The following is a 12,104-nucleotide window of genomic DNA, read 5'->3' as shown; positions in this document are numbered from 1 at the left end:
GACCTACTGCGGGGTGCTAACCGAGCGGACTGAGAAGACGTGACCGGTGCGGGTCCAGGGGGAGAGTTGAACGTAGTTCTCTCGACCCCAGTGGTAAACCTGGCCTCCGAGCTCATCCACAAGTTCAAGATCCATCGGTTCGCCGTGGTCAACATGGCCTTCGGCAACACCGAGACGCGTGCGGGTCTCCGGTTCGAAGAGGGCTGCCTTATTGAGGTAGACGGTTGACTCGACCTCGCTGTGGGGGTCGAGGCTGACCACCACGATGACAGTGTCGTCCTCGCCGGTGGGGGAAAAACGAGCGGGCACATGCTTGGAGAAGCAGATGACATTGTCGTTTGAAGTGTGGTGGAAGGAGATCTGATGCAACTGCTGAAGCGCGGGATGGTTTGCCCGGGCCCGGTTGAGCTGGGTTAGTAAATTGGCGATTCCGCCCTCTTTAATCGCATCCCAGGAACGAGGACGATACTCGTACTTCTCATTATCGATCTGCTCTTCAAAACCGGGGCGCTGGACATTCTCTACCAGTTCGTATCCCGAGTAGATCCCCCAGGTCGGGGAGCCGGTGGCCGCCAGGATAGCGCGTATGGCAAAGATCGAAGCGCCGCCGGTGGTCATCTGGTGGGTAAGAATATCGTGGGTTGTCGGCCAGAATGTGGGGCGGCTGACATGTGCGGTCTCTTTAGCCACCTCGTTGAAGTAGTCCGTGAGTTCCTTCTTGGACTGACGCCAGGTGAAGTAGGTGTAGGACTGCTGGAAACCAACCATGCCTAGGGTGCGCATCATGGCGGGCCGTGTAAATGCCTCTGCCAAGAAAATTACTCCCGGGTGGTTGATGTGCATGTAGCGCAGGAAACGCTGCCAGAACGGGATCGGCTTGGTGTGTGGGTTATCGACCCGGAAGATGCGCACCCCGTGGCTAATCCACACCTCGACAACGTCGATGATGGCCCGGTAGATCCCCTCGGGATCATTGTCGAAGTTCAGGGGATAGATGTCCTGGTACTTCTTGGGAGGGTTCTCGGCGTAGGCGATGGAACCGTCAGCCCGGGTGGTGAACCACTCCGGGTGCTCCTTGACCCAGGGGTGGTCCGGAGAGGCCTGAAGGGCAAGGTCCAGGGCAACTTCCATCCCCTGACGGTGCGACTCTTCGACGAGACTGTCGAAGTCATCGAAATCACCGAGTTCGGGGTGGAGGGCGTCATGGCCGCCCTCAGTGGAACCAATGCCGTAGGGGGAACCGGGGTCCCCGTCCAAAGCCTCAAGCGTGTTGTTTCGTCCCTTGCGGAAGGTGGTGCCAATCGGGTGGATTGGCGTCAGATAGAGGACGGTGAACCCCATCTCGGCAATGTGCTTGACCTCTTCGGTAAGTGCCGCGAGGGTACCTGATTTCCAGGTTCCATCAGGGCGCTGAAAGGCCCCGAAGGAGCGGGGAAACACCTCGTACCAGGAGCCGTAAAGAGCAGCCTTTCGATCGACTCGGACCGGGTACTTTACGGTGCACTCGATGAGGTCGCGCAGCGGATACCTGCTCATTGCGGCATCGACACGTGAGGAGACAGCAGCTGCGAAGCGGGTGGTGGCTGAGATTGAGGTGTCACGGAGTGTCTCAGCGCCCAGCAGCATCTGCTTAGCTGCCGCCGCATCAGGCTTTACCTTGCGGTAGGCAGGCACGCTGGGGGCACGTTGCGCCCTCTTGAAGTCCCCGAGCGCAGCCCGTTCAAGAATGCGAGCGCCCTCTTCACACATGAGGTCGGAATCGACCCCGGCCCGAATCTTGATGGCCGCATCGTGCTTCCAGGTGGCCCACGGGTCAGACCAGGTGTCGATACGGTACGACCAGTCCCCGGTGGTGTCGGCCATGACCCAGGCTTCCATTCGGTCCATTCCGGGTGCGATGGCGTACATCCGCGTCCTGGAGAACTCACGACGATCAGGAGTGATCAGGACGACCTCGGCACCAAACTGGTCGTGGCCCTCACGGAACACGGTGGCACGGACGGGGAAGGCTTCCCCCTCGGTCGCTTTGGCGGGCAGCGTGGCCTCAGCGAGGACTGGAAAGACTTCAATGGCCGGAATGCGGCTCAACAGACGAGCATTGTTGGTGTTCACGGGGCCATCTTACCGAGAACAGTGTCCGGAAGGTGAAGGAGACGCCGTTGAGCTGGGATTGCGCCCCCTTTTTCACCGTCGGCGCCGAAGCCACATCGGTCGAAAAATGTGGCGTGTGACATATGCTGGTGCTGTGAAAGCGATACGTAGATTTACTGTCCGAACTGTCCTGCCGGCTGAACTGCAGATTCTGGATGCCCTGGCACGAAACTTGTACTGGTCCTGGCACTTCCCCACGGTGCAGTTCTTTGCCTCCCTTGACCCGGAGGCCTGGGAGCGTGTGGGTCACGATCCAGTTGCCCTGCTCGGAGAGATCTCTCCGGAACGCTTTAGGCAGCTCGCCGCAGATGCGGGTGTGGTTCTTGAAGCTCAGCTCCTTGACGAGGAACTAAGGGACTACCTCGGTAGCTCCAAGTGGTATCAGGAGTCTTTTGATGCTGAGGGCAAACCCGAAGGCATCGCCTATTTCTCCGCGGAGTTCGGGATTACCGAGGTGATGCCCCAGTACTCCGGTGGCCTGGGCATTCTCGCCGGTGACCACCTGAAGTCTGCCTCTGACCTCGGTGTTCCTATCATCGGGGTCGGCCTGCTCTACAGTGCAGGGTACTTCCGCCAGTCCCTGACGCGAGACGGGTGGCAGAGAGAGACCTATCCGCTTCTAGACCCCAATAACCTGCCGCTCATCCTCCTCCGCGAAACAGACGGAACCCCCACGGTTATCTCGCTGCCACTTCCGGGAGCCCGGGTGCTCAACGCCCAGGTCTGGGTGGCTCAGGTGGGGCGCGTTCCCCTCCTTCTGCTCGACTCGAACGTTCCCGCGAACGATGAGATTTCACGGCAGGTCACCGACCGCCTTTACGGAGGATCTGCAGAGCACCGCCTTGAGCAGGAACTGCTGCTAGGCGTCGGTGGGGTCAAAGCCCTCAGGGCCTTCGAACGCCTGACCGGCGGCCCTCGGCCACAGGTCTACCACTGCAACGAGGGTCACGCGGGTTTCCTCTCGGTGGAACGACTGCGGGAGATCCTTGATACCGATCCCACCATGGACTTCGACTCGGCGGTTGAAGCGGTACGTTCGGCCACACTGTTCACAACCCATACCCCGGTGCCAGCCGGAATCGACAGGTTCGACAAGAATGTCGTGCGCCCCTACCTGGCAGCCATGCCGATAGCGGGTGTTGATGTAGAGGATATTCTTCGGCTCGGTAAAGAGACCTACGAGGGAGGTAACCCCCACGTCTTCAACATGGCGGTCCTCGGCCTGCGGATGGCGCGGATGGCAAACGGGGTGGCCCGACTCCACGGGCATGTTTCTCGCACCATGTTCCACCAGCTCTGGCCGGGCTTCGATATTGAGGACGTGCCCATAACATCGATCACCAACGGTGTCCACGGACCGACTTGGCGCGATCCCCACTTCCAGTCGATGGCTCTTGAGTACATGACGGCGGAACAGGATGCGGACGGCTCGTCGTGGCTACGCACTGAAGACCAGGGGGGAGTACCGTCCTCGGTCATCTGGAACACCCGCCATCAACTACGGAGTAACCTGGTGCACGCGGCCCGAAAGCGGATGCGGCAGTCCTGGCTTGAAAGGGGGGCCTCACCGGCAGAGGTGGGGTGGACTGAGACGATTCTCGACCCCGACGTCCTCACCATCGGGTTTGCCAGGCGCGTTCCGACCTACAAGCGCCTCACACTGATGCTGTCTGATCCGGAGCGGCTGGTACGTCTTCTAACAGACCCGAAGAGGCCGATCCAGATCATCATCGCAGGAAAGTCCCACCCCGATGACGAGCAGGGGGTCTCGCTGATCCAGAGGCTGGTGCAGTTCTCTGATGACCCACGGGTGCGGGACCGCATTGTCTTCCTGCCCAATTACGACATGGGTTTGGCGCACGTCCTTGTCCCTGGTTGCGATGTCTGGCTCAACAACCCGCTGCGTCCGCTTGAGGCCTCCGGAACCTCGGGCATGAAGTGTGCCCTCAACGGGGCCCTCAACCTGTCAATCCTGGATGGTTGGTGGGATGAGATGTACGACGGCTCGAACGGCTGGGCCATTCCTACAGCCGACGGCGTCGATGATCCCGTCCGCCGCGATCAGATTGAGGCTGCCGCCCTGTACGACCTCATCGAAAACACGGTGGCCCCCAGGTTCTATGAGCGGGATGAGAACGGGGTACCCGGTCGCTGGGTTGAGATGATTCGCCACACTCTGGCCACCCTCGGGCCGAAGGTGCAGGCAACACGGATGGTTAAGGATTACGTACGTGAGTTGTACACGCCGATAGCGGCTGCCTCACGGGTCCTTGATGTCTCTCCGTACAGGAATGCCCGCGATCTGGCGGCATGGAAGAAGCGGGTTATCGGTGCCTGGCACAGGGTGCAGATCAGTTTTGTCGAAGCGACGCTGCCCGATGTGGTGCAGCTGGGGGACGAGGTGGCGGTTGAGGCGCACGTCAACCTCGGCGGGCTGAGCCCCCGGGATGTCCAGGTCCAGATGGTCCTCGGAAGGGTCGGGAGTGATGACTCCATCGTCGGGGGACAGGTGATTGAGCTGGGGGTCGCGGGTGGTGAGGAGCAGGAGATGTACCGTTTTGCGGCATCTGAGAAACTGGCGGTTTCCGGTGCTGTGGGCTTCGCCGTCAGGGTTGTTCCCCATAGCGAACTAACCGCCTCTGACGCGGAGTTGGGCCTGGTGACTAACGCGGAACCCACCGTGGTATCGGCGCACACCACCACCAGTTTCGGACAGTAGCGGCTGGGAAATCAAAGGTGCCCGGGGAACCAATCTGGATCCCCGGGCACCTTTGATGAGAGTGCGGACTAGTAGACCATGCCCATGGCTTCACGGGCCTGAAGCAGGGTCCGATCGGCCTCTTCGTTGGCCTTAGCTACCCCGGCCTCCAGGACGGAGAGCAGGTAGGCCGGATCCTTTTCAAGCTCGGTGCGGCGCGCCCTCAGGGGGGCCAGATGGTCGTTGATCGCATCCGTCACCGTCTTCTTGAGGACGCCACCGCCGCCATCGCCGATTCGTTCGGCAATGACCTCGGGTTCCTCACCGGAAGCCATCGAGGCCAGAAGAAGGAGGTTGGAAACCTCCGGGCGGGTGACGGGGTCGAAGGTGATGACCCGGTCTGAGTCCGTCTTGGCCTTCTTGAGGATCTTTGCCGTTTCGTCAGCCGTCATGGCCAGCTCAATGGTGTTGCCACGCGACTTGCTCATCTTGGTGCCATCGGTGCCGAGGATGGCTGGGGCCTTGGAGAGCAGGGCGTCGGGGCGGCGGAAAACCGGCTTCCCCTCAGCGTCCCGGCCATAGCGACGGTCAAAGCGGCTGGCAATCTGTCGGGTGAGCTCAATGTGCGGCAGCTGATCCTGTCCGACTGGAACGAGATTGGCTTTGCAGAAGAGGATGTCCGCGGCCTGGTGAACCGGGTAGGTGAGGAGAAGGCCCGTCATGGCGCGCCCGCCCGTAGCCTGCAGCTCCGCCTTCACGGTGGGGTTGCGGTGCAGCTCAGATTCTGTCACCAGTGAGAGGAAGGGGATCATCAGCTGGTTGAGGGCGGGAACGGCAGAGTGAGCGAAGATTGTCGACCGTTCCGGGTCGATTCCGGCCGCCAGGTAGTCGGCGAGCAGACCGAGGACGCGCTCGCGAATCGGTCCCACACCGTCACGGTCGGTGATGACCTGGTAGTCGGCGACCAGGATCCAGGTGTCAACGCCACGGTTCTGTAGCTCGACGCGACCCTTGAGGGTGCCGAAGTAGTGGCCGAGGTGAAGCTTGCCGGTCGGGCGGTCGCCCGTGAGTACCCGGAAGCGGGAGGGATCGATATCGATCTGCTCTTCAATTTCTCGAGAACGTTCGATGGCCTTGCGAACCGAAGCCGTGCTGACCTGGCTGTCTCCCTCGGGAATCACCGGTTCCTGAACGGGGGTCATATCTGTGGGTGCCATGGTCGTTCCTGAATCTTCTGTAGTGGGCATGAGGACGATTGTACCGCGGGCAAATCAGAGGCGATTCCAGCTGGTGAGCGGGTTAGGATTGTGGGGCGAACAGGGCGCGTTAGCGCAAACAATGAAACACAGGAGTTAGTATGAGCGATCGTCTCAGGCCGGGTAAAGCAGTCATTCTGGCGCGTGGCCTAGGTTCCCGAATGAGGAAGCAGTCCGAGGATGCCAGCCTCACCAGCGAACAGCAGGCTGCAGCGGACAGCGGCGTCAAGGCCATGATCTCCTTTGGTCGCCCCTTCCTGGACTACGTCATTAGCGGACTGGCAGATGCCGGTTACGACGAGGTCTGCCTGGTGATTGGACCTGAGCACGACATGATTCGTGAGTACTACGACGAGGTCCCCAAGTCGCGAGTCAAGATCTCCTACGCCATCCAGGAGGAGCCCCTCGGAACGGCCAATGCAGTCCTGGCCGCCGAAGAGTTCGCGGGTGAGGACGCGGTTGTCGTCCTCAACTCTGACAACTACTACCCGATCGAGGCCTACCGTGCGCTGCACGAGCTGGAGGGGTCGGGCCTCATTGGTTTCGATCCCGAAGCACTGATCGCCCAGTCCAACATCCCTGGCGACCGCGTCAACGCGTTTGCGTTTGCAGTGGCAGACGAGGACGGCATCATGACTGAGATTGTCGAGAAGCCGGACGCCGCAACGATCGAGCGCCTCGGTGAGGACGCGATGGTTTCGATGAACCTGTGGCGTTTCACCCCCGCCATCTTTGAGGCAGCCAAGAAGGTCGAGCTTTCCCCGCGCGGTGAGTACGAACTGCAGGATGCCGTTCGCCTAGCCATCGAAGGCGGAGACCCATTCACAATTGTCCCCCTGGCAGCAGGCGTCCTCGACATGTCCAACCGTGACGACATTCAGTCGGTAGCGGAGGCGATGGAAAAGCTGGACGTCAAGCTGTGAGCTGGTTCGTTCCGGGCCGCGTAGAGGTGTTTGGTAAGCACACCGACTACGCGGGCGGACGATCCATCCTTCTCTCCTCCAGCCAGGGGGTGACGGCCCGCGTCCTCGACCCTGATGTTGTGGCTGAAGACGGTATCTTTGTCGCCTGGTCGACAGCCACCGAGGGACCGGTAACCATCGTGGCGGATGAGGAGAATGACCTACCTTCCGGACACTGGGGTAACTACATTCAGGCCTGCGTTGACCGTCTCACCCTGAACTTCGGTCCCCTGAAGCCAGCTGTGATCGAGGTCGATTCGACGCTGCCGCTGGCCTCGGGGATGAGCTCATCGTCTGCCCTGGTTGTCGCCGTCGCTCTCGCGCTGGCAGACCACAATGATCTGTGGAGAAACCCTGTCTGGCAGGCCAACATCACCGATCGCATCGACCTGGCGGCCTACCTTGCCACCATCGAAAACGGGCTTTCATTCAAAGAACTTCCGGGTACCCGTGGGGTCGGCACCTTCGGCGGGTCCCAGGATCACACCGCCATGTTGAACTGCGCGGAGGGCGAACTGGGAGTCTTCAGGTTTGCTCCCACGGTCTTTGAGGGCTCCCTTCCACTTGCAAAGGAGTGGACCTTTGTGGTGGCTGTCTCCGGGGTGCTGGCTGAAAAGACCGGGGCTGCCCTCGAGGCCTACAACAATGCCTCTCTTCAGGTGAGTCGTCTGGTGGAGCTGTGGAACCGGTCTGAGGAAGCGCAGGTCACCACGTTGGCGCAGGCCCTGGCAGAGGAGGGGGGCCGGGAGAAGATGCTTGAGATCGCCTCAGCTGACCCTCTTCTGAACGCTAGGTTGCAGGCTTTCCTCATCGAAATGGAGCAGGCTATTCCCGCGGCGCTAGCTGCTCTTGAAGCCGGTGACATTGAGGCGTTTGGTCGGGCTGCTATTCTGTCGCACCAGAATGCCGACAGGAACCTGGGTAACCAGGTTCCCGAGACAAACGCCCTGCAGCGTCTGGCCCTAGAGCTGGGCGCGGTTGGTGCCTCCGGTTTTGGGGCCGGGTTTGGTGGCTCAGTCTGGGCGCTGGTGCCCGCCGAGGGAGCCGAGGAGTTCGCGCAGCGCTGGCTTGAGGCCTACCTCGCGGAGTTCCCGGAGACGAGACAGCGCGCGTCCACCCTGCTGACAAAGCCGAGTGAAGCCGCGCGCCGCCTCTAGTCCTACTACCTACAGGTTGATCCAGCTGCTGCCGTAGCCGGGAAGCTCGACCTCGACCTCGACACGGTCCCCATTGGAATCGTGCCCCCCGAGGACGCGTGTGCTTTCCGGCTGGGCGGACTGGTTGTAGACGAACGCCCTGTTGACGTTCGGGTACCAGGCCACCTCGACCTCAGGGTTGGTGGTGATGAGGACGTCCTCCCACTGCTCTTCTGCGTGCGCGGCAAACATCAGAGCGCGCAGCAGAAGTCGCGAGTTGGTAGCGGAGTAGGGCAGGCCGGCAAAGTAGACGGCACGTCCCGCTCCAAAGTCATTGACGGACAGCTTTACCGAACCGTCCTTCTCGGAGAGGACACTGACACCGGATCCGACGGCGATGATGTCGCCGGGGTCTTCGCCGGTATCAAGGTCACCGATTAGGTCACGGGTGATGAAGTGATCCTCAGCGACGGGTTCGGGGTGGCGGGTGGTGGACAGGGTCCAGTGAATCTCCATGTCGACACCGAGGACGTCGTCGAGCTGGAACACCGGGCCGGCCTCGGGGGTGTAAGCCGTGGGGGCACCGACTCCAACGAAGCCACCTCCGTTGTAGACGTAGCGGCGAATCATAGCCTGCAGCTGTGGGTTCTTCCACTCGACTCCGCCCGAGAAGGCTGTATCACGGGCTCCCGCGTTGATCAGGACATCGATATCGTCGAGGACGGCGCCCTCGCTGCGAAGGACGTCCTCGAACGAAATGAAGCGGACGTCAAGGGGGAGGCCAGCGAGGGACTCAAGGACCCCGGTGTAGCTGTAGATCTGCTTGTACCAGAGCGCGTGAGCAACCATGTAGGTCTGCCAGGTCCGCAGGGCGCCCCAGGAGTTGAGCACCGCGACAACGGGCTTGGCCTTGACGGGAACTTCGCCTCCCGTGGTGTCGTGCAGGGAGCGGAACTCGGTGACGATCTCTTCCATCTTGTCGATGAACTCAGGGAACTGAAGGGCGAGGGAGAGGTAGCCGCCGTAGCCGATCCGATCCAGGGGCTTGCGGACGATTGCGCGTCGGGCCTGGGCCCAACCGACCTCGGCCTCACCAACCGGGTCACCTTCGGGATTGAAGGTGTCCGGGAAGAAGTAGGGGAGGAAGCGACCCTCGGTGTAACGGACGTGGGGGATATCCGAAATCATGCGGCAGGTGGCGGCCGAGCCCACCGAGCCGACCACCGCATCCATGTCCACCTGGGCGAAGTATGGACCGTAGGGTTCCACACCGATCCAGTTGTCACCTAGGAACATGATCGCCTCGCGGCCGGCCTCATGGGTCGCCTTGACCAGTTCACCAGCCTGCTTCGCGACGCGGCGAGAGGTGAAGTCGATCCAGGTCTTAAACTTCTCACTGGGAACACGAATCGGGGTGTTGTAGTGCCCACCATCGATGAAGTCCTCCGGTGTCATCCGGTAGCCGTGTTCGCGGTAGAAGTCTTCCAAAGCCGGAATCGACACCGCTGCCGAGTAGCCGAACCAGTCGACGTACTTCTCTTTAGCGTGATCGTTGAAGGCCAGCGTGAAGTGGTAGAAGAAGGTCGTAAAGCGCACCACGTCAACCTCGGGGTGATCCTTCAGCCAAACTCCCAGTGACTCACGGACGTGCTCCCAGGTCTCCGGGTAGGCGACGTCGTAGGTGCGGTCCTTCAGTCGGCTTGGGTCATCGGCCCAGCGGTTGGTGATGTAGTTGTAGGTCTGGGTGCTGTCCCAGACCTGCTTGGCCAGGAAGTTCACGGTGTAGACGTGAAAGGGCTCGGGGTTGTGGATGGTGACGAGGGCGGAGAAGGCGTCATCGGGGTAATCGCCCACCACATCGGTGCCCGAAACCATGGGGAGGGGTGCAGCTTCCTCTACCGACCAGGCCGCGGAGGGGAGCGTTTCCCCAGTTGTGCGATTAATCACCTGCCAGTAGTGGTCACGATCGGCACTTAGGTCCGGGGTGAACTGGGCGGCCAGGTACCCGGTCATGACATTAAAAACCAGTGGATTTGCGTCGGTTGCCGTGACCGGTTGTGACATGAGGAACTGGCGAACGCGCTGTTCAGGCACTGATCGGGCCCACTCTTCATCCCCTCGAGCGGGAAAGTAGGTGGCGTATACCCGGGTCAGTCCGTCACTCACCCAGTCGGGCAGTTCAGTGCCGTCAGAGTTACGTACGGCATCGACTTGGAGGCGTTCCATCAGGGCATGGATCTGATCGTCGATTCCCCTCTCAATCGGGAGGGTAAGACGGCCGCCGGAAGCCTTGATATCGCTGGAATTACTTGTCATTGCACTCCTTTGTGGATGATCAAACCTCGGTCTACTCCAAGATCGAGATTGGTCACGATTGGGCCTCGGGTCTGGCTTAGGCAGGGCTAACTGTAGAGACATTTCCGTCGAGATGATAGTTTCTACCAGTAGCGTGTTCGCGCTCACATCCCTAGAATATCAACGAAAGGCGTTGAAAAGATGATTCGTCGTTTCAACACGCGCCGCGCCGCTACGGGTGGCGCAGTTCTCGCTGCGCTCGCCCTGGGCCTTGGTGCTTGCTCGAGCGGTGGCGGGACAGCAACCGACGGGACAGCGGAGTCCGGTGGCGAGGAAGCCCCAAGCGGTGAGGTAGTAGAAATTACGTACATGCACCGTCTTCCCGACGGTGAAGGCATGACCAAAGTCAGCGAGATCGTTGACCAGTGGAACGCTGAAAACCCAGACGTCAAGGTAACCTCGGTCAAGTTCGATGGCGCGGCCCACGAAATGATCAAGAAGCTTGAAACTGATATCAATGCGAACAGCGGACCGTGCCTTGCCCAGCTGGGCTACGCAGAGGTCCCCGAGCTGTTCGTCAAGGGCCTAACCGAGGACGTCACCGAGTACGCCAAGGAGTACGAGTCGAACTACTCCGGTGCCTTCAACATGATGAAGGTTGGCGAAACCATTGTTGGTCTGCCCCAGGACACCGGACCCCTTGTCTACTACTACAACAAGGCGGCTTTCGAAGAGCTCGGGATTGATATTCCGACCAACCTTGCCGACTTTGAGGCCACGGCAGCCACCGCTGCGGCAGCTGGCAAGTACATTGGTGCCTTCCAGCCCGATGAGGCCCAGTACTGGCTCTCGGCACAGTCGGCTGCAGCCGGTGGCTCCTGGTACAACATTGAGAACGACGCCTGGGTTGTCGATGCCAACTCTGACGCCTCCAAGGTTGTAGCTGACTTCTGGCAGAAGATGCTTGACGACAAGTCCGTTATGGTTCTTGAGCGCTGGGGTGACGCCTTCGGTAAGGCCCTGACTGACCAGGAACTGATCGGCCACATCGGTGCTGCATGGGAAGCCCCGCTCCTCATCGACACCATGGCTGGCACTGAAAACGCTGGCAACTGGGCCGTGGCACAGATCCCAGACTTCGGTGCGGGTGCACTCACCGGTCCCGATGGTGGCTCCGGCGTTGCAGTCATGAAGGGCTGCGCCTACCCCGAGCAGGCAATGGCATTCAACAACTACCTGAACACCCAGATCGATGCGCTTGTCTCGCAGGGACTCGTGGTTGCCGCTAAGGGCACCATGACCACCCCCGAGTACATCGCTGAGTTCTACGGTGGCCAGGACGTCTTTGCTGAACTGACAAAGGCCAACGCCAACCTCTCGGATAAGTTCGCCTACATGCCGTTCTTCTCGGCTGTCGGTCCTGCTATGACCGAGGCCGCAGCAGCTGCTGGCTCAGGATCCGGAACCGTTGCTGACATCTTCGTCGCCGCTCAGGACGCTTCGGTCAAGGCTCTCAAGGATGGCAACCTGCCTGTCGCTGAGTAGCAGCAACAACTACCTAGTAGTTTGAAGGCTGGGGTGGGATCCCCAGATCGTCACCCCGGCC

General features: G+C 60.7%; 7 protein-coding genes. 4 read left to right on the top strand and 3 right to left on the bottom strand.

Features of this window, described 5'->3' with window-relative positions:
• Positions 1 to 3 precede the first annotated feature (3 nt).
• The gene (locus CS903_RS00695) at positions 4 to 2,112 is read right to left on the bottom strand and encodes a maltotransferase domain-containing protein (RefSeq protein ID WP_099331630.1); all 2,109 of its coding nucleotides are present in this window, start codon (positions 2,110 to 2,112) and stop codon (positions 4 to 6) included.
• A gap of 115 nt (positions 2,113 to 2,227) precedes the next feature.
• Between CS903_RS00695 and glgP the strand changes: the two genes are divergently transcribed.
• A complete protein-coding gene (gene glgP, locus CS903_RS00690) occupies positions 2,228 to 4,870 on the top strand; it encodes an alpha-glucan family phosphorylase (RefSeq protein ID WP_242491680.1) in 2,643 nt (880 codons plus the stop codon).
• A gap of 68 nt (positions 4,871 to 4,938) precedes the next feature.
• Here the strand turns inward: glgP and trpS are convergent, their stop codons facing one another.
• Positions 4,939 to 6,051 (bottom strand): tryptophan--tRNA ligase, encoded by a 1,113-nt coding sequence (gene trpS / locus CS903_RS00685; RefSeq protein ID WP_099331874.1) that lies wholly within the window; start codon positions 6,049 to 6,051, stop codon positions 4,939 to 4,941.
• A 155-nt stretch (positions 6,052 to 6,206) separates the two neighbouring features.
• Between trpS and CS903_RS00680 the strand changes: the two genes are divergently transcribed.
• Together CS903_RS00680 and CS903_RS00675 are read left to right on the top strand one after the other, a co-directional pair.
• The gene (locus CS903_RS00680; protein WP_099331629.1) at positions 6,207 to 7,028 is read left to right on the top strand and encodes a nucleotidyltransferase family protein; all 822 of its coding nucleotides are present in this window, start codon (positions 6,207 to 6,209) and stop codon (positions 7,026 to 7,028) included.
• The gene (locus tag CS903_RS00675; RefSeq protein WP_099331628.1) at positions 7,025 to 8,224 is read left to right on the top strand and encodes a GHMP family kinase ATP-binding protein; all 1,200 of its coding nucleotides are present in this window, start codon (positions 7,025 to 7,027) and stop codon (positions 8,222 to 8,224) included. The genes CS903_RS00680 and CS903_RS00675 overlap by 4 nt, the downstream gene beginning before the upstream one ends.
• 9 nt (positions 8,225 to 8,233) lie before the next feature.
• Here CS903_RS00675 and gnpA read toward each other — a convergent pair whose 3' ends face one another.
• The gene (gene gnpA / locus CS903_RS00670) at positions 8,234 to 10,519 is read right to left on the bottom strand and encodes a 1,3-beta-galactosyl-N-acetylhexosamine phosphorylase (protein WP_099331627.1); all 2,286 of its coding nucleotides are present in this window, start codon (positions 10,517 to 10,519) and stop codon (positions 8,234 to 8,236) included.
• 180 nt (positions 10,520 to 10,699) lie between these two features.
• Between gnpA and CS903_RS00665 the strand changes: the two genes are divergently transcribed.
• Positions 10,700 to 12,043: an ABC transporter substrate-binding protein gene (locus CS903_RS00665; RefSeq protein ID WP_099331626.1), complete on the top strand. Its 1,344-nt coding sequence runs from the start codon at positions 10,700 to 10,702 to the stop codon at positions 12,041 to 12,043.
• Positions 12,044 to 12,104: the final 61 nt, after the last annotated feature.

The sequence above is a fragment of the Actinomyces minihominis genome (genome assembly GCF_900187855.1).
In the GTDB taxonomy this organism is placed as follows: Bacteria; Actinomycetota; Actinomycetes; order Actinomycetales; family Actinomycetaceae; genus Scrofimicrobium; species Scrofimicrobium minihominis.
The sequence above is the reverse complement of the archived record's forward strand: the minus strand, read 5'-3'. Positions and strand labels throughout refer to the sequence as shown.